Source organism: Enterococcus sp. AZ191 (genome assembly GCF_051713845.1).
Lineage (GTDB): Bacteria > Bacillota > Bacilli > Lactobacillales > Enterococcaceae > Enterococcus_B > Enterococcus_B durans.
Genome location: NZ_JBIOQS010000001.1, coordinates 342,861 through 366,858, shown reverse-complemented (window position 1 = coordinate 366,858; position 23,998 = coordinate 342,861). Strand labels below are relative to the sequence as shown.

Genomic DNA, 23,998 nt, shown 5'->3' with positions numbered 1-23,998 from the left:
GTACTGATATAAAGCTGTTTTTAACGCTTAGAGAATTGAGATGCTTTACGTGCTTTCTTAAGACCTGGTTTTTTACGTTCAACCATACGTGCGTCACGAGTAAGTAACCCAGCGCGTTTAAGAGCAAGACGGAAGTCAGGATCAACTTCTAGCAATGCACGAGCGATACCATGACGCATAGCTCCTGATTGTCCAGCGTATCCTCCACCGTTTACGTTAACAAATACGTCATAAGCGCCTTTTGTTTCAGTAACAGCGAAAGGTTGATTGATAACTTCACGCAAGTCAGCATGTGGAATGTATTCTTCAACATCTTTTTTGTTTACAGTAATTTTACCAGTTCCTGGTACTAAGCGTACGCGAGCAACTGCATTTTTACGACGGCCTGTGCCGATATATTGAACTTGTGCCAATGAAATTCCCTCCTATTAGATTAAGTTTGTGATGTCTAAAACTTCTGGTTGTTGTGCTGCATGTGGATGTTCAGCGCCACCGTATACATTTAATTTTGTAAATTGTTTGCGGCCTAAAGTATTTTTAGGAAGCATTCCTTTTACAGAAGTTTCGATCAAACGACGAGAATTTTTAGCACGCAATTCGCCAGCAGTGATTGATTTCAATCCTCCTGGGAAGTTGCTGTGACGGTAATAAATTTTATCAGTCGCTTTTTTACCTGTTAATTTCACTTTATCTGCATTGATGACGATGACGAAATCGCCAGTGTCCAAATGAGGTGTGAAAGTTGGTTTATTTTTACCACGTAGTACAGATGCAACAACTGTTGAAAGACGTCCCAATGGAACATCAGTTGCGTCTACTACATACCATTTACGTTCTACTTCGCCTGGTTTGGCCATATATGTTGTACGCACGTTATTTTCCTCCAATTTAAGTTCTGATGTTTGACATACACTTCGAGTTTCCGGGGCTCTTTGTGGGGCAAACAATACCATTTAACATATTACCTTCTAATCCCCTTAATGTCAACGTTTTTTCTTTCTAATGAAAAATTTTAATTTTCAGTGCAAATTCTTTTATTCTTTTCATTTTTTCAATGTACAATCAAAAATCCGCTTTGAATAAAACGATGAACATTCATAAATAAATGCATAATATATATTTTTATTTCATTTTATTGTATATTTATTTACTAAATTGATTGATTTTTTATTTTTATGATGTTATCATTTGAAACAATCAATTCTGAAAACAATGAAAATTAAGGGGAGATTTCTATGAAAGAGAAAATTATTTTAGCTTACTCTGGTGGTCTGGATACATCTGTCGCAATCAAATGGTTAGCAGATGATGGATATGATGTCATTGCGTGCTGTCTTGATATTGGTGAAGGAAAAGATACTGCGTTCATCAAAGAAAAAGCATTACAAGTTGGTGCGGTTGCTTCTTATGCGATTGATGCGAAAGAAGAATTTGCCCAAGAATTTGCGAGTGTGGCGCTTCAAGGGCACACATTCTATGAACAGTCTTATCCGCTGGTCTCTGCTCTTTCACGCCCCTTAATTGCAAAGAAATTAGTGGAACTTGCTCGAGCAACGGGTGCGACAACGATTGCTCATGGCTGTACTGGAAAAGGAAATGACCAAGTTCGTTTTGAAGTAGCAATCAATGCCTTGGCGCCTGATTTAAAGATCGTAGCACCTGTTCGTCAATGGCAATGGTCTCGGGAAGAAGAGATTGCTTACGCGAAAGACAATGGGATTCCGATTCCTGCGAATCTAGATAACCCTTACTCGATTGATCAAAATCTTTGGGGACGTGCATGCGAATGTGGCGTATTAGAAGATCCTTGGGCAACTCCTCCTACTGGTGCGTATGAACTGACGACTGATTTGAAATACACACCTGATGAAGAAGATATCATTGAGCTTACCTTTGAAAAAGGGTTGCCCGTTGCATTGAATGGTGAGAAACTCTCTCTTTCACAACTGATTCTTGCAGTGAATCAATTGGCTGGCAAACATGGTATTGGCCGTATCGATCACGTTGAGAACCGTTTAGTGGGCATCAAATCCCGTGAAGTATATGAATGTCCTGGAGCTGTAACATTGATGCAAGCCCATAAAGAATTAGAAGACTTGACATTTGTTCGCGAATTGGCACATTTCAAACCGATCATTGAACAACAATTAAGTCAAATGATCTATGACGGTTTATGGTTCAATCCTTTGACAGAAGCATTACTTCAATTTTTGAAATCGACACAAGTGTATGTGAATGGTACGGTTCGTGTGAAACTGTTCAAAGGAAATGTCATCGTAGAAGGACGTAAATCAGAAAACAGTCTGTATAGTGAGGAATTGGCTACTTATACTTCTGCTGATACATTCGATCAACAGGCAGCTGTTGGTTTTATCAAATTATGGGGACTACCTTCAAAGGTCTACGCAGAAGTCCAAGAAAAACAGATGAACAAAACAAGTACAAAATAATTTGCAAATCATACAAGATTTACGCCGGATACTTGCCAATTACTGGGAGGAACAATAATGGAAAAACTTTGGGGTGGTCGTTTTCAAGGAAAAAGTGAAGAATGGATTGACGAGTTTGGAGCATCGATCTCTTTTGACCAAAAATTAGCAAAACAGGATATTTTAGGGAGTTTGGCCCATGTCAAGATGCTTGGACACACAGGAATTCTTACGGTTGAAGAAACTGCAGCAATTACAGAAGGATTAAAGACCTTACAAAAGAAACTGCAAGAGGGGACTTTACAATTTTCCATTGAAAATGAAGATATCCACTTGAATATTGAAACATTACTGCATCAGGAGATCGGTGCAGTTGCCGGAAAATTGCATACAGCTCGTAGCCGAAATGATCAAGTCGCCACGGACATGCATCTGTTTTTGAAGGATGTTGTGCAGGAGATACTTGAAAAATTGCATCATCTACGCCAAACCTTTGTGGAAAAAGCGGAAGAACATGTAGAAACGATTGCGCCTGGCTATACCCATCTCCAACATGCTCAACCGATTTCATTTGGCCACCATTTGCTTGCCTATTATCAGATGTTTACACGTGATTATGCGCGTTTAACAGAAAGTTTGAAACGAATCGATCTTTCTCCATTAGGTAGTGCTGCTTTAGCCGGGACAACTTTTCCGATCGACCGAGAATTTGCTGCTAAAGAGTTAGATTTTTCTGGTGTTTATGCGAATAGTCTAGATGCTGTGAGTGATCGTGATTTTATTCTCGAATTTTTGAGTAACTGCTCCTTGTTGATGATGCATTTGTCACGTTTTTGTGAAGAACTCGTTTTGTGGTGTAGCTACGAGTTCCAATTTATTGAATTAACAGACACGTTTTCTACAGGTAGTTCAATCATGCCACAAAAGAAAAACCCGGATATGGCTGAATTGATTCGTGGAAAAACAGGACGTGTCTATGGAAATCTGTTTGGGTTATTGACATTGATGAAAGGTCTTCCCTTAGCATACAACAAGGATTTTCAAGAAGATAAAGAAGGGATGTTCGATACCAGTGAAACGGTATTGGCATGCCTGACTATCATGGATGGGATGGTCGCTACGATGAAAGTGAACAAATCACGTATGTACGCAGCCACTCAAAAAGATTTCTCTAATGCTACAGAATTAGCGGATTATCTGGCTGCTAAAGGATTACCTTTCCGCCAAGCCCACGAGATCGTTGGTAAATTGGTTCTGCGTTGTACGCAAAAAGGTGGGTATCTACAAGATATTCCTTTTGAAGAATACCAAGCAATCAGTCCTTTGATCGAAGAGGATATCTATGTGACTCTTCAACCGGAAACTGCTGTTAAACGTCGCCACTCGCTTGGTGGGACAGGATTTGATCAAGTACGGTTGCAACTTGACCATGCACATAAAGAGTTAGCCATCGAAAATTAGAAGATTAGCTTCCACAAGAAGGCGACTCTGCGTTTATTCTTCTATTCTTTGGAGAATCCCTCATTGAAGCCCTTTGCGGATAGCCATTCTCTTTCAAAAGGTCTCCAAATAAAAATGAATACCTCTCTAACATAAAAAAGAGGCTGGGACAAAAGTGTTTCTTACTTTTGTCCCAAGCTCTTTTTCTACTATTATATATTCTATCAATTATCTTTATGCATCGATTTCTGGTGCTTTGCCCAAGTGTGCTTGGATCATCCAGATACGCTTTTCAGTAGCTGTTTTAAATGCAATAAAGATGTCTTGTGTTGGGTCATCGCCTTCTTCGCCAGATACTTCTATTCCTTTTTGGTAAAGGTCTGCTAAGTAGCGATAGCCTTTAACAAGTGTTTCTAAGCGTTCTGGGATTGTACGGTCCCAACGGCCTACTTCATCAGGGATTTTTGTATTGTCGGCAAATTCCCGTAAAGTTGAGTAAGGTGAGCCATCTAACGTAATCAAACGTTCTGAGATTTCATCCAATTGTTCATTTAAATCATCCATGAACTCATCCATCATTGGGTGCAATGTCAAGAAGCCAGGCCCTCTCATGTACCAATGTGTTTGGTGAACCACAACAGACATTTGACTCAAATCTGCGACTAACTGATTTAATACTTCTTTGGTTTGTTGGAATTTCATTTTCTGATTTCCTCCTAACTTTTATTTACATTAAAAGCATAGTAAACTTTGAGACAAAAGTACAATGAAACCATTTACTTGAGAATGATTTTCAACAGAGAACGATTCTTTTTCCAAACTTTATTCCCCTGTGCTTCCCCACTACAAATTGACTTGCTTTCTTCATTATTAAATAACTGCTAGTCCAATTTGTTGATTTATACTACTCTGATCTGCTATTCCTCCTACCACTAGCAGAGAGAAAACCTCTAGGATGGAAAATTTTTTGGGAAAATCCCACGGTTGATTGGGGTAACTCTGTCCTTGATGCTTGTTCTTGATGCCAGACTTCAAAATACCTCTAAGGCAGCCCGCATTCGAGGCACCGAAGCTGTCCTCACTGCTTTTTTGTGGCTGTGTGCTTACCTTTGTGCTTTCCCCTTTAACTTCACCTTTAGCTGACCTTATTCCATTGGATTCAATTTTTGGGTATCATGTTATGGCTAATGCTTGGCGAAGGTGTGCTAGTCGTTTATAGGTACTGACTAATTGTTGTTGTGTATCAACGAATGTCGGATAAATGATTTCATAGATCTCGTGGATATTTTTCTGTACGGGAACTTGGGTCTCTAATTTGATCCATTTTTTGCCTTCATTTAATTCCTTGATTTTCCCTAGGCTCTGCCAGCCTAGAAAAACAGCCCCTAAAGCGGAGGCCTCAGAAACAGTTGGAAAGACGAGTGGATAGCCTAAAACATCTACCATGAGTTGACGAAAAACATAGGATCGAGCAAATCCACCTGTCGCTCGTAGCTCAGATAGCTGACCTTCTTGGCAGATTCCTTCCAAGATCCGTTTCAAGTTGAGACAGATTCCCTCTAAGATTGCCCGCATCATCTCTTTTTCTGTGTGGTGCCGTTGGAGACCTAAGAAGCTCCCAGAAGCCTCTGCATCCCATAGTGGCGCTCTTTCTCCTAATAAATAAGGTTGAAAAAGTAAGCCGTTTGCTCCTGGAGGGACAAAAGCAATTACTGAGAACAGTGCATCGTAAGGATTGTCTCCTTGCGCAATCGCTTGTTCCGTGACCTCTTGCATCAAGGTTTGACTTGCCCAATCAAAGATCCCTGCACCATTACTTGTTGCCCCACCAACGACCCAATGGCTTTGATCCAATACGTAACAAAAAGTTTCCATATCTGGGTGCAACTGTGGATGATCTGTTATAAATCGGATAGCACCACTCGTCCCGACCGTTAATGCAGCGATATCCTCCCCAAATGCGCCTAATCCTAAATTTGAGAGCGGTCCATCTGCACCTCCTAAAATAAAAGATATATCATTTTCAAGTTTCAATATTTCTTGTATCTCTGCTTGAAGTTTCGGCATCTTCATGGTGGGTGGAGCTATTTCAGGCAACTGTTTTTCACTGATATTTAAGTAATCCAGCACTTCTTTTGCCCATTTGAACTGATGGATATCGAAGTATCCTGTGCCAGAGGCTGTACTATAATCTGTTATGAGCTTGCCAAACAAACGATAAATAATATATTCTTTGATCCCGATATAATACGCGGTACGTTTGATTAGTTCTGGTTGTGTTTCTTGTAACCATTTGATTTTTGCGAATGGCGTCATTGGATGAAGCGGCGTACCTGTTTGTTGGTAGATGCTTACACCTAGTGGAGTGTTCTTCAATCTTTCTGCCTGTTCCACAGCACGTGTATCTGCCCAAGTGATCATTCGGGTAAGTGGCACCATTTGTTCATCGCACAAAATCAAACTGTGCATTGCTGATGAGAAGGAAATGACGTCAATCGTTGCTTCTTTCGATAAACCTTCAGTCAATTGTTGGATCACAGTACAAACTGCATGGAAAATCAGTTCTTGGTCCTGTTCGGCCATCCCTGGTTGTTCTTGGATCAAGGGGTAAGGAAAATACGCTGAATCGATGACTTGTGCTTGTTCATCGAATGCGACTGCTTTGGTTTGGGTGGTGCCAATATCTATACCAATTGAGATATTCATTTTATCACCTCTACTAAAAATTACGAAAAAATTGGAGCATTACTGACGTATCTTACCTAAAAAGGAGGATACATTCATGTTACTGTCTGTAGTCATTGGTTGTTGTATTGGTTCTTTCTTATGTTTGTCGGCACAACGGATTCCCCAAGGTCATTCTATTATTTCTCCCAGATCACATTGTGTCAACTGCCACCATTTTTTGACATGGTATGAATTGATTCCTTTGCTTTCGATCTGCTTGCAACGATTTCGCTGTCGCTCTTGCCATGTTCCCTTACCCCAAAGCTATTTTTTAGCTGAACTGGCTTGTGGCGGGATCTTTGTTTGGTTCTTCCACTATGCACCAAGTACCGATCTAATGCTCCTTTTTTGGATACTCTCTGCTTTTTTGTTCTCACTGATGGATTGTTTTTATTTCTTCATTGATTCTAGGATACTTTACCTTATTTGGATCATTTTGTGGAGTTATTGGTTGTTTAATTGGCATTTTCAATTCAAAACAGTTTTGATTCTATCCATCGTATGTAGTCTTTTGCTTTTTTATGCTACTGATTATTTAGGTTCCGGCGATATATTGCTCATATGGTGTTGGAGCGGACATCTCTCACTAGTACAATTACTGTACTTAGTCTTTGTTGCTAGTGCCCTAGGAATTTGTTTTATGCTTTGCACTCATTTCTTCTTTCAAAAGAGGATCACGAAATTACCCTTTCTGCCTTTTTTAAGTGTGGCTTTACTCGTTGTCCAATATATTGAATAATGCGATACTATAGCAATGAAAAAGCCGACCTCTAGTTGTACCCTAGCTGTCGGCCGAACATAGAGGTCGAGAAAAAAGTCGTTTAGGTTTGAGAAATTGGAGAAAAACGAGGCTAGGACAGAAGTAAGAAACACTTTTGTCTCGTTCTTTATAAACGAATAAACGGTGGGAGCAGAAGCAACTCCTTCTTAAATAAGCCGAAATTCACAAAAATTTGAAAAGCAATTTTCGTTAATTTCTTCTTATTTATCAGAGTTAAACGCTTCTGTCCCAGCTTCTTTTTTGAAATTCTCGAAAAACCTGACTTTTGGACTTTCGTTTATTCGAGAGTCTGTAGCAACACTGATTTTTAGATTGGTCCCAGACTCTATATTTTTTTTAGCTCTTTTTATCGCCCCAATGCTTTCTCAAAAAGCCTCCACGGCCAGAGCCTTCACGGTATAGCTGATAATGTACTTTGTTTTTCCTATAATAATCTTGATGGTATTCTTCTGCTGGATAAAAGTCGCTTTTAGGTTCGATTTTCGTTACGATCGATTTATCGAATCGGCCACTATCTTGCAGCTTTTGTTTTGATTTTTCAGCTATTTCCCGCTCTTCTTCATTCCCATAATAAATGACTGGCCGGTAGGAATCCCCTCGATCTGCAAACTGTCCTAACGCATCGGTCGGATCGGTTTGTTGCCAATAGATCTCCACCAGTTGTTCATAGCTGATGATGTCAGGATCATAAGTAATCTCCACGGCCTCCGTATGTCCTGTCGTTCCTGTTGTCACTTGTTCATATGTTGGATTAGGGACGTGTCCACCTGTATAGCCTGAAACAACAGAGAAAATACCTGGTTGCGTTTCAAATGGTTTTACCATACACCAGAAACATCCTCCGGCAAATACTGCTTTTTTTACTGCCATAATGATCAACTCCTTTCCTTTTATCATACTCATTTTAGATGAAAGTCCTATTGATTTGCTTAAATTACCCTGCTAGGGTATTCAAAAAGCCGCTTTATTTCTGTTTTTCCTACTGCCTATTCCAGCCTTACTTTTTTGATGTTGTGGATAATTATTGAAAAAGAAAAAACTTATCCACCTGTGGATTTATTTTTCGTATAACTTTTTGCATTTCCTACTGACTGTTGATAGCTTCCTCCCGCTTTTTTATCCACAATTTTTTAAAATCATTTGATAAACTCTAGGACGATTTATCTGTAAAATAACTCACGAGATGAGCATAGCTAGAATTCGCTTCAATAAATCTCTGTTTATGTTCCAACAATTAACTAGACTACTATTTTATTCAAAAAAAGAGGATGTGATAGATTTTATCACATCCTCTAGTTCGAATAACAAGGGAGAACAGAAGTCATTTCTTGATGAATCCTTCTGTTCCGACCGCTTTACTTACACGTTATGCTTATTTTTGTTCATTCATTGCATCTTCTGCAGCCATTTGTGCTTCGATGTCTGAAATACTATAAACATTTTCACTTGCTACACCGACTTCTTTTGGTTCCATGTTGCGGTAACGTGACATACCAGTACCAGCTGGGATGATCTTACCGATGATAACATTTTCTTTCAAACCAAGAAGTGGATCTTTCTTCCCTCTGATAGCAGCATCCGTCAAGACACGAGTTGTTTCTTGGAATGATGCAGCAGATAAGAAGCTGTTTGTTTCTAATGAAGCTTTTGTAATACCTAGTAAGACTGGACGAGATGTTGCAGGAACACCGCCGGCTACTAACGTATTGTAGTTTTGGTCTTTGAAATCTGCGATATCTAATAATGTTCCTGGTAAGATTTCTGTATCACCTGGGTCCATTACGCGAACTTTACGCAACATTTGACGAACCATTACTTCGATATGTTTGTCTCCGATTTCTACCCCTTGCATACGGTATACGCGTTGTACTTCACGTAGCAAGTAGTTTTCAACAGACAATACATCGCGGACTTGTAACAATTGTTTAGGATCGATCGAACCTTCTGTCAATGGTGCTCCACGATGGATCATATCGCCTTCAGCAACTTTCATACGAGCTGTATAAGGAACAGTATACGTACGTGTATCTGTTTTCCCTTTGATCGTTACTTCTTTTGTACGTGTCGCAGCGTCTTCTGAAATGTCGATGACATCTCCGGTTACTTCTGTGATCACGGCTTGTCCTTTCGGATTACGTGCTTCAAAAATTTCTTGGACACGAGGAAGCCCTTGAGTGATATCGTCTCCGGCAACCCCACCCGTATGGAACGTACGCATTGTTAACTGAGTACCTGGTTCACCGATTGATTGAGCGGCAATCGTACCAACTGCTTCTCCGACTTCAACGTCAGAGCCAGTTGCCAAGTTACGTCCATAACAATGTTTGCAGACACCGTGTTTTGTGTTACATGTGAAGACTGAACGGATCGTTACTGTTTCAACACCCGCATCAACGATTTGTTTTGCAACGTCTTCTGAAATCAATTGATTTCCAGCAATGATCACTTCATTTGTTTTAGGATGACGGACTTCTTTACGTGTGTAACGTCCAATCAAACGATCTTCTAGTGATTCAATGATTTCGTTTCCTTCACGAATCGCTTGAATCTCAAGCCCTCGATCTGTACCGCAATCTTCTTCACGAATGATTACGTCTTGGGCAACGTCTACTAAACGACGAGTTAGATAACCTGAATCGGCTGTCTTCAAGGCTGTATCGGTCATTCCTTTACGCGCTCCGTGAGTAGAGATAAACATTTCCAAGACAGATAGTCCTTCACGGAAGTTTGAAATGATCGGCAATTCCATGATTCGTCCGTTAGGGGCAGCCATCAATCCACGCATACCAGCAAGCTGTGTAAAGTTGGAGATGTTACCACGGGCTCCAGAATCAGACATCATGAAGATTGGGTTTTTCGCTTCCAGACTTTCCATCAGTTTTTGTTGGATGTTGTCTTTGGCAGCGTTCCAAACAGCGATTACGCGTTCATAACGTTCATCATCAGTAATCAACCCACGACGGAATTGTTTAGTGATTGTTTCAACTTGTTTATGGGCATTTTCAATGATTCCTTGTTTTTCATCTAGTACACTGATATCTGCGATACCCACTGTGATACCAGCATGAGTGGAATGTTTGTACCCTAAGTCTTTCATACGGTCAAGCATCTTAGAAGTCTCTGTTACTTTGAAACGTTTGAAGACTTCTGCAATGATATTTCCTAAGTTTTTTTTCTTGAATGGTAAGACTAATTCTTGCTCTTTGATGTGTGCAGGGATATCTGTACCTGCTTCAACAAAATATTTATCCGGTGTTTGGACTGTTAAGTTGAAGTCAGTAGGTTCATTCAAGTAAGGGAATTCTGGTGGCATGATTTCATTAAAGATGATCTTACCAACAGTTGTGATCATCGTACGTTCTTTTTGCCATTCAGTAAATGGTTTTTCACCTAGTGAATTAGGGTTTACACCGATACGTGAATGTAAATGAACGTAGCCATTACGCCATGCGATCACGGCTTCATTTTGATCACGGAAGACCATACCTTCGCCTTCACGTCCTTCTTCTTCCATCGTTAGGTAGTAGTTACCTAAAACCATATCTTGAGAAGGAGTTACAACTGGTTTACCGTCTTTTGGATTCAAAATGTTTTGAGCAGCGAGCATCAACATGCGTGCTTCTGCTTGTGCTTCTTCGTTCAATGGTACGTGGACAGCCATTTGGTCTCCATCGAAATCGGCATTGTAAGCTTCACATACAAGTGGATGCAAACGGATTGCACGACCTTGAACTAATACTGGTTCAAATGCTTGGATACCAAGTCTGTGAAGCGTAGGTGCCCGGTTAAGCAAAACTGGGTGTTCTTTGATTACGTCTTCTAGGACATCCCAAACTTCGTCTTCTTGACGCTCGATTTTACGTTTCGCATTTTTGATATTTGAAGCAAGTTCACGTTGAACAAGTTCACGCATCACAAATGGTTTGAATAATTCGATCGCCATTTCTTTTGGTAGACCACATTGATACATTTTCAAGAATGGTCCAACAACGATAACCGAACGACCTGAATAGTCCACACGTTTACCAAGTAAGTTTTGACGGAAACGACCTTGTTTCCCTTTCAACATATGAGAAAGAGATTTCAATGGGCGGTTACCTGGTCCAGTAACTGGACGGCCACGACGACCATTATCGATCAATGCATCAACAGCTTCTTGTAACATACGTTTTTCATTTTGAACGATGATACCAGGAGCGTTCAAGTCTAACAAGCGTTTCAAACGATTATTACGGTTGATTACTCGACGGTAAAGGTCGTTCAAGTCACTTGTCGCAAAACGGCCACCTTCTAATTGGACCATTGGACGTAGATCTGGCGGGATGACAGGGATAACATCCATGACCATCCAGCTTGGTTCATTTCCTGAAGCACGGAAAGCTTCTAAAATATCCAAACGACGGATCGCACGTGTACGTTTTTGTCCTTGTGCAGATTTCAATTCTTCTTTTAATTCAGCTGCTTCAGCATCTAAATCAACATTATCAAGTAATTGTTTGATTGCTTCTGCTCCCATAGCTGCTTGGAATTCTTGTCCATATTGTTCACGTTTTTCGCGGTATTCGCGTTCAGTCAACAATTGTTTTTTCTCTAAGTTTGTGTTTCCGGGTTCGATGACCACATATGAAGCAAAGTAAATGATTTCTTCTAGTGCGCGTGGGCTCATGTCTAATACAAGACCCATACGAGAAGGAATACCTTTAAAGTACCAGATATGTGAAACAGGTGCTGCTAATTCAATGTGTCCCATACGTTCACGACGAACTTTTGAACGTGTGACTTCCACACCGCATCGATCACAAACGATTCCTTTATAACGGATACGTTTGTATTTTCCGCAGGCACATTCCCAGTCTTTTGTAGGACCAAAAATCCGCTCACAGAACAACCCTTCGCGTTCAGGTTTTAAGGTACGATAGTTAATCGTCTCAGGTTTTTTTACTTCACCGTAAGACCAGCTTCTGATTTTTTCGGGAGAAGCCAAACCTATTTGCATACTTTCGAATTTATTTACATCGATCAAAAGGGGTTCCCTCCATTTCGTTTAATGGCAAAACCGCAAGGCGGCTGATCATCGACCGCCTTACAGCTCATAGACCGGATTAGTCTAATTTATCTTCTGCGGTTTCAAAGTTTTGGATGACATCTTGTCGTTCATCTTCTACTTGTTCTGCAGCTTTTTTCTCTAGCTCTTTTGCAGTTTGTTGTTCCGCAAATTTAGTCAATGCATCAACGGTGATCAAATCATCGTCTTCGTCATCCATATCACGAAGTTCGATTTCAGCATCCTTGATATCCAAGACACGCATATCCAAACCAAGTGATTGTAATTCTTTTACTAATACTCGGAAGGATTCTGGAACGCCTGGTTTTGGAATTGGTTCACCCTTAACAATTGCTTCGTATGTTTTCACACGACCGACAACATCATCTGATTTGTAAGTCAAGATTTCTTGTAAGGTATATGCTGCACCGTAAGCTTCCAGTGCCCAAACTTCCATTTCCCCAAAACGTTGTCCACCAAATTGTGCTTTACCACCCAACGGTTGTTGTGTAACCAATGAGTAAGGTCCAATTGAACGAGCATGCAATTTATCATCAACCATGTGGGCAAGCTTGATCATGTACATCACGCCGACAGACACACGGCCATCAAATGGTTCACCAGTACGACCGTCATAAAGAACAGTCTTCGCATCGCTAGCCATACCAGCTTCACGAACAGTTTCCCACACGTCTTCATCACTTGCACCATCAAAGACTGGTGTTGCAACGTGGATGCCTAGTTGACGAGCAGCCATCCCTAAATGCAATTCCAATACTTGTCCGATATTCATACGTGATGGCACCCCTAGAGGATTCAACATGATATCGATCGGTGTTCCATCTGGTAAGAATGGCATATCTTCTTCCGGCATAATACGGGAAACAACCCCTTTATTACCGTGACGACCGGCCATTTTATCCCCTTCATGGATTTTACGTTTTTGAACGATATAGACACGAACTAACATGTTCACACCTGGTGACAATTCATCGCCAGCTTCACGAGTAAAGATCTTCACATCGTGAACGATCCCGCCACCGCCATGTGGTACACGTAAAGAAGTGTCGCGGACTTCGCGAGCTTTTTCACCAAAGATCGCATGCAATAGACGTTCTTCTGCTGATAGTTCAGTAACCCCTTTTGGCGTAACTTTACCAACAAGTAGATCTCCATCTTTCACTTCTGCACCGATACGGATGATGCCCATTTCGTCTAAATCTTTCAATGCGTCTTCCCCAACGTTAGGGATTTCGCGAGTGATTTCTTCTGGTCCTAATTTTGTATCACGAGCTTCTGACTCATATTCTTCAATATGGATCGAAGTATACACATCATCTTTTACCAAACGACGGCTCATGATGATCGCATCTTCATAGTTATACCCTTCCCAAGTCATGAAACCGACAAGAACGTTTTGTCCTAAAGCCATTTCACCTTGTTCCATAGAAGGTCCATCAGCTAATGTATCGCCTTTTTCAACTTTTTCGCCTAAATGAACGATTGGTCGTTGGTTGTAACTTGTTCCTGAGTTTGAACGGCGGAACTTCGTAATATCATATTTATCTAATGCACCATTATCACGACGAACACGGATTTGAGAAGCATCAACGAATTCAACTACTCCATCGTGTTTACATAATAATGCAGCACCTGAGTCATGTGCTGATTTATATTCCATACCAGTACCAACCCATGGAGCTTGTGGATTGATCAACGGTACAGCTTGTCGCTGCATGTTGGCACCCATCAAGGCACGGTTGGAGTCATCGTTTTCCAAGAAAGGAATACATGCTGTTGCTACCGCAACTACTTGTTTAGGAGAAACGTCCATATAGTCGACTTTATCGATCGACACTTCTAAGTTTTCACTTTGTGCACGAGCCATAACTACGTCTTGAGCAAATGTGCCATCTTCATTCAATGGGCTGTTTGCTTGGGCAACGATGTAATGGTCTTCGATATCGGCTGTCAAATAATCGATTTGGTCTGTTACACGACCTGTTTGACGGTCAACACGACGATAAGGAGTTTCAATAAATCCAAATTTATTTACTTTTGCATAGCTAGATAAACTATTGATCAATCCGATATTCGGACCTTCAGGCGTTTCGATCGGACACATACGGCCATAGTGAGAATAGTGAACGTCACGGACTTCATAACCCGCACGGTCACGTGTCAAACCACCAGGTCCTAAGGCTGAAAGACGACGTTTGTGTGTCAATTCGCCAAGAGGATTCGTTTGGTCCATGAACTGTGACAACTGAGAAGAACCAAAGAATTCTTTGATACTTGCGACAACTGGTCGGATATTGATCAATTGTTGCGGTGTCAATGTTTCTGTATCTTGGATCGACATTCTTTCACGTACCACACGTTCCATACGAGCTAACCCGATACGGAATTGGTTTTGTAAAAGTTCCCCGACTGAACGGATACGACGGTTTCCTAAATGGTCGATATCGTCTACATTGCCGATGCCTTCCATCAAGTTCAAGAAGTAGCTCATTGAAGCAATGATATCTGCTGGACGCACTGTTTTCACAGGTGCTTCTGGATAGCCATTACCGATGACATTTACTTCACGCTCTGGATCTTTTGGTGAAAAGACTTTGATCACTTGGACAGTCATTGGATCAGTCACTACACCGTCTTCTGATGGGTAGTAAGTCACTGAATTCAAGCCATTTTCGATGAAAGGAGCAAGTGTTTCCATCACTTGGTGAGTCAAAACAGTTCCTTTTTCAACAATGATCTCGCCAGTTTCTGGATCGACCAATGTTTCTGCTAGAGTCAAATTCAATAGACGTGTTTTCAAGTCTAATTTTTTGTTTACTTTGTAACGACCAACATTTGCTAAGTCGTAACGTTTTGGATCGAAGAAACGAGCGTTCAATAGGTTACGTGAGCTATCCGCTGTTTTAGGTTCGCCTGGACGTAAACGTTCATAAACGTCTTTCAAACCTTCTTCTGTTCTTGAGTCGCTTGCATTTTTGTGCAAATCTTTTTCGATCGTATTACGCAATGTTTCACTATCGCCGAAGATTTCAAAGATCGTATCATCTGAGCCAAATCCTAAAGCCCGAACTAAAACAGTCAATGGAATCTTACGTGTGCGATCGATACGTACGTAAGAAATATCTTTTGCATCAGTTTCCATTTCTAGCCAAGCACCACGGTTAGGGATTACAGTTGACCCGAATCCTTCTTTTCCGTTTTTGTCGACTTTACCATGGAAATAAACACCTGGTGAACGAACCAACTGAGAAACGATTACTCGTTCTGCCCCGTTGATGATAAATGTTCCTTGTTCCGTCATTAATGGGAAATCACCAAAGAATACTTCTTGTGCTTTGATTTCACCAGTTTCACGGTTTGTTAAACGCAAAGTGACATGTAATGGCGCAGAATAATTGGCATCATGTGCGCGAGCTTCTGCTACAGTATACTTAGGTTCTTTCAATTCATAATCCACAAATTCCAAAGATAGATTGCCGTTAAAATCATCGATTGGCAAAATGTCTTCAAACATTTCTCTTAGTCCTTCATCTAAGAACCATTGGTACGAGTCTGTTTGAATTTCGATCAAATTTGGTAATTCCAACACTTCACTGATTCTTGCGAAACTTCTACGTTCGCGGTGTTTTCCGTATTTTACTACGTGTCCAGCCAAGCTCTTCACCCCTCTAAAATGTCATTCAAAAAGACTACCCGATCAATTGTTACAATAATATTAAAAATATTATATTTAGGTAACAACAGACATTTTTTGCGGCTTTTAGGCAAAAAAAAACCAAAAATAGAACATTCTCTTGAAACCATTCCTTCATGAGCTTCTACTTTTGTTTCCTTATATTAAAGCCGAAACGGACAATATTTCGTTTCTGCCTTCACTTCATCAGATAGTTTTTGCAACTTCATATACTACACTCATTTTTCATAAAAGTCAACACTTCCTGGCGTTTCCTCTGACTTTTCACAATATTTTCTTAATCTTTTCCTACTATAGTAAAAAATTTATTTCGTGTTTTTTGAGAATTTTCTGAAATTTCTGCTTGACAGTGGGATGGCCCTCCGCTATACTTGAGAAAATTCAAATTGTGGAGGGCTTTTTTATGAAAATAAAAATCAACCAACTAACACCAACACAACTGAATAACTTTTACTTTAGCTACTTTAGATAGGTTTGTATTCATGATTGATCATGGGTGCAAACGTTAAACGACAGTTTGTATCTATGATGGCTAAAGCACTTTGTACTGCATAAGAGGCCACGTAGACATTACGCTAAGTGGCTGAGCGAAAGAGTGCAAAGTATTTACTTACTTTCATATATTTCGATGACCGATCCATTTAGACGTTTTGTCTAAATGGATTTTTTGTTTTCAAATTTAAGGAGGAAAAACAAATGAAAAAGAAATTAATGATCGGATTAGGAACAGCTTTACTACTCGCACTTGCAGGATGTGGTTCATCAGGGAACTCTTCTGAAAAAACAGATAACACAAAAACAATCGGCGTCTTACAACTTGTACAACACAATTCACTAGATGCTGCTTATAAAGGTTTCAAAGAAGGATTGAAAGAAAACGGCTATAAAGAAGGCGATAATCTGACCATCGACTATCAAAATGCTCAAAATAATCAAGATAACTTGAAGAGCATGAGCGAAAAACTAATCAAAGACGATCCAGACTTGCTTTTAGGGATTGCAACTCCTGCAGCACAATCACTTTTAAATGAAACAACAACGATACCAATCACAGTGACAGCCGTAACAGACTTAGAACAAGCGCATTTAGTTTCCTCTAATGAAAAACCTGGCGGGAATGTGACAGGAACAACTGACATGGTACCGATCGACAAACAGATCGATTTATTACTAAGCATCGTGCCTGATGCAAAAACAATCGGGATCATGTACAACAATGGTGAAGCAAACTCTAAGATCCAAGGCGATCTAGCTGAAAAAGCATTGAAAAAAGCAGGTGTGAAAGTCAAAGTCTTAACAGCAAATACAACAAATGATGTCCAACAAGTAACAAAAAGTTTAGCAAAAGACGTTGATGGTATCTATATCCCTACTGACAATACCTTTGCAAGTGCAGCCAGTGTCGTCGGTGAAGTAGCAAAAGAAACGAAAACACCGATCGTTGCAGGTTCTGTTGACCAAGTCAAAGATGGTGGTTTAGCAACAGTTGGGATCGACTATGAAAAATTAGGGAAACAAACAGGCGCAATAGCTGCAAAAATCTTAGATGGTAAAAAACCAAGCGAACTTCCTGTAGAATCTGCAGATGATCTTTCATTGTATGTAAACGAAGAAATGGCAAAAGCCATCGGGATCGATCCATCAACGATCAAATCTGCTGAATAGACCTATAGGAGGACAATCATGACAAATCTCATCTCAATTTTTTTATCATCCGCTTCGCAAGGGGTCCTATGGGCACTCCTTGCTATCGGAGTATTCTTAACCTTTCGTATTTTAGATATCGCTGACTTGACTGCTGAAGGAAGTTTCCCACTAGGTGCTGGGATTGCCGCAATGAGTATAACAAAAGGCATCCATCCAGTCCTTGCTTGTCTTTTAGGTTTTTTAGGAGGAGCTGTAGCGGGACTTGTCTCCGGATTACTTCACACGAAACTTAAAATCCCCGCTTTATTAGCTGGGATCATTACAATGACTGGTCTATATTCTGTTACTTCTCGAGTGATGGGTGCTCCTAATATCTCGTTGTTGGGACAAAAGACTGTTTTTGACTGGGTCCAATCTTATGGCATGACAAAAGAAAATGCTGTTTTGATCGTTGGCTTGATCTTTGCTTTGATCGTGGTGGCTTTGCTCGTCCTTTTCCTACGAACAGAGACGGGTCTTGCTATTCGTGCAACGGGAGATAACTTAGCCATGAGTGAAGCAAATGGGATCAACACAGATAATATGAAAATCATTGGCTATATGATCTCAAACGGTTGTATCGCTCTATCTGGTTCTTTGTTAGCCCAAAACAATGGCTTCGCGGATCTAAACTCAGGGATCGGTACGATCGTCATCGGTTTGGCGTCGATCATTATTGCTGAGGTACTATTTAGAAATCAATCCTTGCTATTCCGTTTAATGACTATCATCTTGGGAGCCGTGATCTACCGCTTTATCCTGGCATTAGTATTTGAATTGAACGTACAACCAAGCGATTCAAAATTAGCTTCTGCACTTGTACTCGTTATCTGTCTATCATTCCCTCAGATCCGACAGAAATTAAAACTACCAACACGTACCAAAGCAAAAGGAGGTAAATAAAAATGACTGATGTATTAACGCTAGAAAACCTTCATCATACCTTCGAAAAAGGAACAATCAACGAGAACCATGTCCTTAAAGGGATCAACCTATCCTTGAAGTCTGGTGACTTCGTAACGATCATCGGTGGGAACGGAGCGGGTAAATCTACTCTGTTAAACAGTATTGCCGGTTACTTTTCTGTAGATCAAGGGCATGTGTTGCTAAATGGGAAAGACCTGACTAAAAAATCAGTTGTGGCACGTTCAAAAGACATCAGCCGCGTGTTCCAAGATCCTAAATTAGGCACTGCCGTCCGTTTAACTGTCGAAGAAAATTTGGCGTTGGCCATGAAACGTGGAAAAAAACGAGGCTTCTTCCGCGGAGTCAAACCTCAGGATCGTACATTTTTCAAAGAACAATTAGCCCGTTTGAATCTGGGACTTGAAGATCGACTAACAACTGAAATCGGCTTGCTTTCTGGTGGACAACGCCAAGCGATCACTCTACTGATGGCAACACTCCAAAGGCCTGAACTGATTTTATTGGATGAACACACGGCTGCTCTTGATCCTGCCACTTCAAAAACAGTCATGGAATTGACTGAAAAACTGATTGGCGAACAACACTTGACAGCATTCATGGTCACACATGATATGGAGGATGCCATTCGGTATGGGAATCGCCTGATCATGTTACACCAAGGAAATATCGTAGTAGACATCCATGAAGCAGAAAAACAACAATTAACTGTTCCTCAACTCTTGGATATGTTCAAGCAAAATAGCGGAACAGCGTTGAAAGATGATCAAGTATTACTCTCTTGATCCTTTCTGAATAAATACGTCAATTTAGCTTAGATCATTCTTTTTTCCGACTTTGCTAAATTGACGTATTTTTTTAATAAAACCCATTTGATTAAATTTCAACGAGTTTATTGAAGTTATTATTTTGTTCTTTTTCACTTATTGATACAATGAACTGAAAAGGAGTGATCATGATGGCGACAAAAGAGAAAGTCCTACAATTATTGAAGGATTCATCCGAGTTCCTTTCTGGAGAAAAAATTGCCCAACAATTACAAGTTTCCCGTACGAGTATCTGGAAAGCGATCAAAGAATTAGAAAAAGCAGGCTATCAATTTGAGCATCAAGCAAAAGGGTACCGCTATCTCCCTTCTGATGTTTTGGACGCCCAAGAAATCAGCCAAGCACTACACTATTTCGCCCCTGATTTAAAAGTACAGGTCCTAAAGCAATCTGAATCAACAATGAAAGATGCAAAACTGATTGCTACCCAACACCAGATGGATCCGGTTTTATTGGTAGCAGATACACAAGAACAGGCGCACGGTCGTTTTGGTAGACCTTTTTTTGCGGAGCCTGGTCAAGGAATCTACATGAGTCTTTTGCTACATCCAAATCAACGGTTTGATGAGTTACCTCAATATACAATCATCGCTGCCAGTGCGTGTATAAAAGCGATCCAAGAATTAACCGGCAAGTCTGCATCAATCAAATGGGTCAACGATATTTATTTAAATGGCAAAAAAATCAGTGGGATTCTTTCAGAGGCCGTGAGTGATATGGAATCTGGCGAAATCAGTTCAGTGATTATTGGGATCGGAATGAATTTCTCCATTCCTCAAGCACATTTTCCTGAGGCAATCCAAAACAAAGCTTCTTCCCTATTTGCAGATGGAAACAAAACCACTACACGTAATGAAATGATCAGTCAAATTTGGCAAAATTTCTTTACTTATCTTTCAGATACAAGTGATGCTTATTTAAATCTCTATCGAGAAAGATCGTTTGTGTTAGGCAAAAAAGTCAGCTTTACACAAAAAGGGATTTCTTACACAGGTATCGCCAGAGAAATCGGGGAGCATGGCGAATTGATCGTTGAGACCTCACAGGGAACCTTGTCTCTTTCCTCTGGTGAAATCAGCCTTTCTGCGATCGAATCGATCTAAAAAAAACAGCTATTAGTAGATCAACTATTCACATAGTGACATTAAAAAGCCGTCTATCACAGAAATTCATGTTGGAAACTTCTGTGATAGACGGCTTTTTCTCAATGGTGGTTGCTTTTATATGATCTCGTTGTTTACTCTCCCTAGTCTTCAACTCACGAGTAAAACTGAAGACTAGTTTTTATGTGCTATTGTTTTACTAACAAACTACAATAAATACATTATGTGCTCTTGACTACTATAATTACTAGACGTACTGTAAGAAAACTACCTACCCCAATTACAGATAATTTTCTACTAACTGAAATTCTGCCGTCAATAAAAGTTGGTCAACAAGTAAATCTTTTAAAAAAAATCTCCCCAAAATCTAGCCATAGGTATATTACCCCATTTTATTTATACATGTGTCAACTTCCGAAATCGTTTCCGTTCAAAAAAAGATAACGTATATAAAATATTCAAACAATCCTCTATACAACAACATTTTTTGTTTTTTCAGCCTCCTTTTTTATTTCATTGCTTCTATCATTATAATAAATTATAACTAGATGAACTTGTTATTTTGTACAGTATTACAACATTTTTATTCAGTTTTTTTTTCAAGAAAGACATTCTTTTTTCCTATAAAATTTTAGCTGGTTCGATGCTAAATACTCAATATTCAAATTGAATTTTTTGACCACTACACAACGGATCGAAAATTTATCAGCCGTAGTTAATGTTCTTTGACATTCTTTTTCAATGTCGTTGAAAGAAAAATAATTCTTTTTTGTTAAAAGCTGAGTCAAAATCTCATTTACATCTACTCTTGATAAATCGGTCGCTAGTTGTTTCCTCAAAAAAATCTTCCTCTCTTACAGTGGTTTGGTAATTGAAACTATAGCATGAATCTTTTTTACCACTAGAACAAGAATTTTTTAAAAAAGGAAAGAACGTTTTTTCCTTGTCTGAACATTTCCAAAAGAAGAAATTTCTGGCGTACGATTCTTTACCATCAATGTTAGAGTTAAGTCAACAATTATGACAAAGGAGTACCTAATTATGGCTAGGATCACAAATATGTTGAAAGATAAAAGGAGCATTCCCTCAAAAGAAAATGAAAAAGACAAAGGAACATCAGAAAAAAGCGCAAAAATTGAACAAAACAAAGCGTTTAAAGATGCGTATGATCTGGAAGAAAAACAACAAAAACTTGCAAAGTTGAGTCAAAAAATTTCACGTTCAAATCATGTACCAATGCAAGTACTACCTGTAGTAAAAGGATGGATCACCCTCACATTTACTATCATGACGATTTTGAAGGCACAGAAAATCGAACAAGATTTAAAAGCGCAAAAACAAGCTCCAGCAAAGCTTGAAAATGAAAAAGAAGAAGTATATCAAAAAAATATATCTAATCTTGAACAAGAAATAACCAAAGTTTCAAAAAATTTACCCAATCAGTTAAAAAATCATTCGGAGATCAAACCGCATATTGCAAATCTTTTGCAAGAAGTAGCGAAGCTCCAACCGGAAATAACTAATACTAAACAAAATGCAGTTTTCAGTGAGAAAAGTGTCCCTCTACTACGTTCGATCAAGTAAAAAAACAAGCGATAACTTCATCTAATCAGCAAACCAACCAAAACCACCGATCAACTATCACACGAACTACAGATCAGTCCTTAACAAAATAGCCATTGGCTTCATCTGACTGTGAAACATGCTTGAAATAACTCCCACTATTTTAAGCATGTTTGTTTCTTTTTTATTTTATAGAACATAAGTTATTTTACGATCGTATCCATCAGCTAAGGGTTCGACAAAAAAGTTGCTGAGTATAACTAAAAAGAAATCCTTTTAGTCAGCTCAACAACTTTTTAACAATTTATTTAATTGGATTTGACGATGTGTAGCGATCTCTTACGCACAAAACATTTCCCCCAAAACATTTTATGTGTACTGGCTTCTTCTGTCCCTCCTTTTTAAACAAATTGATGCTTGATTTTATCTCAAAAAATAGCCACTTGATCACTGCTTTTATCACTTTTCACACAAAATTCACGTATCAAATGTTACCAATAAATAATAGACTTGCATCTAGTATTAGCATACTTGCTAATCAAACAATGGGAGAAACTTTTTTTCCCTAAAAAGAAAAAAATAGCTGGGACGAAAGAAACTCTTTTGGAAATAAGCTGACATTCACAAAAATTCAAAAAGCGTGAGACAAAAGCAAGAAACACGTTTGTCTCATTCTTTAAAAACGAATAAACGGTGGGAGCAGAAGCAACTCCTTGTTTCTCTGAGTTACACACTTCTGTTCCAACCTCTGTACCAAATCGTCCTTAATTTTCTCGCTCTAAGATCAAGGTCGTGAGCGACAGTAAATTTTCCTTCGTTCTAAATGGATTATCTGGTAGTTTGTTGATTTCATTTAATGCTTTTTTGGTATATTTTCCAGCTAATCCTTTGGCTTTTTCTACCCCTTTTGCTTCTGCGACTAGTGTTCGAACTTTCTCTATTTCCTCAGAAGTCAACTTGTCTTTTTTATCAAGATATGAGATAAGTTCTGCCTTTTTATCCGTCTGTAACGCATAGATCAACGGTAGTGAATATACGCCTTGACGCATATCTTCTAGTACTGGCTTACCAATTTCATCACTGCTTTTAGTATAGTCTAAAATATCATCAATGATTTGAAAAGCCATCCCGATCGCTAAACCGATCGTACCAGCTTTTTTCGCAAACCGTTCAGTTGTCCCACTTTCATAAGCGCCTATCGAACAGCTCAACTGAAATAGTTCAGCTGTTTTACCAGAAATATTTTCTAAATATTCCTCAACTGTTAGATGATAATTATAACGATCATCCATTTGGCCTAACTCTCCATCTAATATTTTTTCCATACTGCGGGAATTTGTCTGCAGACTTTTAAGGGAAGTAGAATAATTAGAAAGTAATTTAAAACAACACACAAATAAATAGTCTCCCGCATAGACGGCTACCGTATTCCCAAAATTGCCCCGAATATTTTTCTTTCCGCGACGTATATTTGCTTCATCGACGATATCGTCATGGATCAGCGTAGCCGTATGAAGCATTTCGATCGAAGCGGCTAACGCAATTGCTTTATCTCGATCGTTCTCAGCACCAAATTGAGAAAACAATAATTGGTATGCAGGCCGTAATAATTTGCCACCAGCATGGATCGTTTCTTTAATTGCTTGTTCAACTGGTTTATTTTTTAAGCGGATGACATCTTCCATTTTCTTCAACGTTTCTGTTAACTCGTCTTTTAAACCGGGATAGCCCTCCCACATTGGATGTAACTTCATAAAAA

The 23,998-nt window shown here is 39.5% G+C and carries 16 protein-coding genes; 8 read left to right on the top strand and 8 right to left on the bottom strand.

From position 1 onward, the window contains the following. Positions 1-20: 20 nt before the first annotated feature. Together rpsI and rplM are read right to left on the bottom strand one after the other, a co-directional pair. Positions 21-413: a 30S ribosomal protein S9 gene (gene rpsI, locus IGI47_RS01800; protein ID WP_005881201.1), complete on the bottom strand. Its 393-nt coding sequence runs from the start codon at positions 411-413 to the stop codon at positions 21-23. Positions 414-428: 15 nt separating this feature from the next. Next, complete coding sequence (rplM, locus tag IGI47_RS01795; RefSeq protein WP_034865780.1) at positions 429-857, bottom strand: 50S ribosomal protein L13; 429 nt, start codon at positions 855-857, stop codon at positions 429-431. A gap of 378 nt (positions 858-1,235) precedes the next feature. Here rplM and IGI47_RS01790 point away from each other — a divergent pair, with 378 nt between their 5' ends. Both IGI47_RS01790 and argH read left to right on the top strand, forming a co-directional pair. Next, the gene (locus tag IGI47_RS01790) at positions 1,236-2,450 is read left to right on the top strand and encodes an argininosuccinate synthase (RefSeq protein ID WP_311930589.1); all 1,215 of its coding nucleotides are present in this window, start codon (positions 1,236-1,238) and stop codon (positions 2,448-2,450) included. 57 nt (positions 2,451-2,507) lie between these two features. After that, entirely contained in the window at positions 2,508-3,890 is a 1,383-nt protein-coding gene (gene argH, locus IGI47_RS01785; protein ID WP_438783171.1) for an argininosuccinate lyase, read from the top strand. A gap of 213 nt (positions 3,891-4,103) precedes the next feature. Here argH and IGI47_RS01780 read toward each other — a convergent pair whose 3' ends face one another. Beyond that, positions 4,104-4,571, bottom strand: coding sequence for a Dps family protein (locus IGI47_RS01780; protein WP_005881193.1), 468 nt, complete (start codon positions 4,569-4,571; stop codon positions 4,104-4,106). 471 nt (positions 4,572-5,042) lie between these two features. After that, positions 5,043-6,575, bottom strand: a complete 1,533-nt coding sequence (locus IGI47_RS01775) for a gluconokinase (protein ID WP_438783169.1) — start codon at positions 6,573-6,575, stop codon at positions 5,043-5,045. A 76-nt stretch (positions 6,576-6,651) separates the two neighbouring features. Here IGI47_RS01775 and IGI47_RS01770 point away from each other — a divergent pair, with 76 nt between their 5' ends. Continuing rightward, a complete protein-coding gene (locus IGI47_RS01770) occupies positions 6,652-7,335 on the top strand; it encodes a prepilin peptidase (RefSeq protein WP_438783167.1) in 684 nt (227 codons plus the stop codon). 378 nt (positions 7,336-7,713) lie between these two features. On the opposite strand, the gene msrA is transcribed toward IGI47_RS01770, so the two are convergent. From msrA to rpoB, 3 genes are all read right to left on the bottom strand, one after another. Next, positions 7,714-8,247, bottom strand: a complete 534-nt coding sequence (gene msrA, locus IGI47_RS01765) for a peptide-methionine (S)-S-oxide reductase MsrA (protein WP_438783165.1) — start codon at positions 8,245-8,247, stop codon at positions 7,714-7,716. 502 nt (positions 8,248-8,749) lie between these two features. Then, positions 8,750-12,400 carry a DNA-directed RNA polymerase subunit beta' gene (gene rpoC / locus IGI47_RS01760; protein ID WP_311930595.1) on the bottom strand — a complete coding sequence of 1,217 codons (3,651 nt, stop codon included), beginning with the start codon at positions 12,398-12,400 and terminating at the stop codon, positions 8,750-8,752. A gap of 79 nt (positions 12,401-12,479) precedes the next feature. Next, positions 12,480-16,097 (bottom strand): DNA-directed RNA polymerase subunit beta, encoded by a 3,618-nt coding sequence (gene rpoB, locus IGI47_RS01755; RefSeq protein ID WP_005881184.1) that lies wholly within the window; start codon positions 16,095-16,097, stop codon positions 12,480-12,482. A gap of 735 nt (positions 16,098-16,832) precedes the next feature. Between rpoB and IGI47_RS01750 the strand changes: the two genes are divergently transcribed. The 5 genes from IGI47_RS01750 (at position 16,833) to IGI47_RS01730 (ending at position 22,260) form a co-directional block, all read left to right on the top strand. Beyond that, positions 16,833-17,801 (top strand): ABC transporter substrate-binding protein, encoded by a 969-nt coding sequence (locus IGI47_RS01750; protein ID WP_438783162.1) that lies wholly within the window; start codon positions 16,833-16,835, stop codon positions 17,799-17,801. 18 nt (positions 17,802-17,819) lie between these two features. Further along, positions 17,820-18,725: an ABC transporter permease gene (locus IGI47_RS01745; RefSeq protein WP_438783160.1), complete on the top strand. Its 906-nt coding sequence runs from the start codon at positions 17,820-17,822 to the stop codon at positions 18,723-18,725. Positions 18,726-18,727: 2 nt separating this feature from the next. Further along, positions 18,728-19,531: an ABC transporter ATP-binding protein gene (locus IGI47_RS01740; protein WP_311930598.1), complete on the top strand. Its 804-nt coding sequence runs from the start codon at positions 18,728-18,730 to the stop codon at positions 19,529-19,531. A 173-nt stretch (positions 19,532-19,704) separates the two neighbouring features. Continuing rightward, complete coding sequence (locus IGI47_RS01735; protein ID WP_311930599.1) at positions 19,705-20,676, top strand: biotin--[acetyl-CoA-carboxylase] ligase; 972 nt, start codon at positions 19,705-19,707, stop codon at positions 20,674-20,676. A gap of 1,041 nt (positions 20,677-21,717) precedes the next feature. After that, positions 21,718-22,260, top strand: coding sequence for a hypothetical protein (locus tag IGI47_RS01730; RefSeq protein WP_438783158.1), 543 nt, complete (start codon positions 21,718-21,720; stop codon positions 22,258-22,260). A gap of 743 nt (positions 22,261-23,003) precedes the next feature. On the opposite strand, the gene IGI47_RS01725 is transcribed toward IGI47_RS01730, so the two are convergent. Then, the gene (locus IGI47_RS01725) at positions 23,004-23,993 is read right to left on the bottom strand and encodes a polyprenyl synthetase family protein (protein ID WP_311930601.1); all 990 of its coding nucleotides are present in this window, start codon (positions 23,991-23,993) and stop codon (positions 23,004-23,006) included. Between the last annotated feature and the right edge of the window lie 5 nt (positions 23,994-23,998).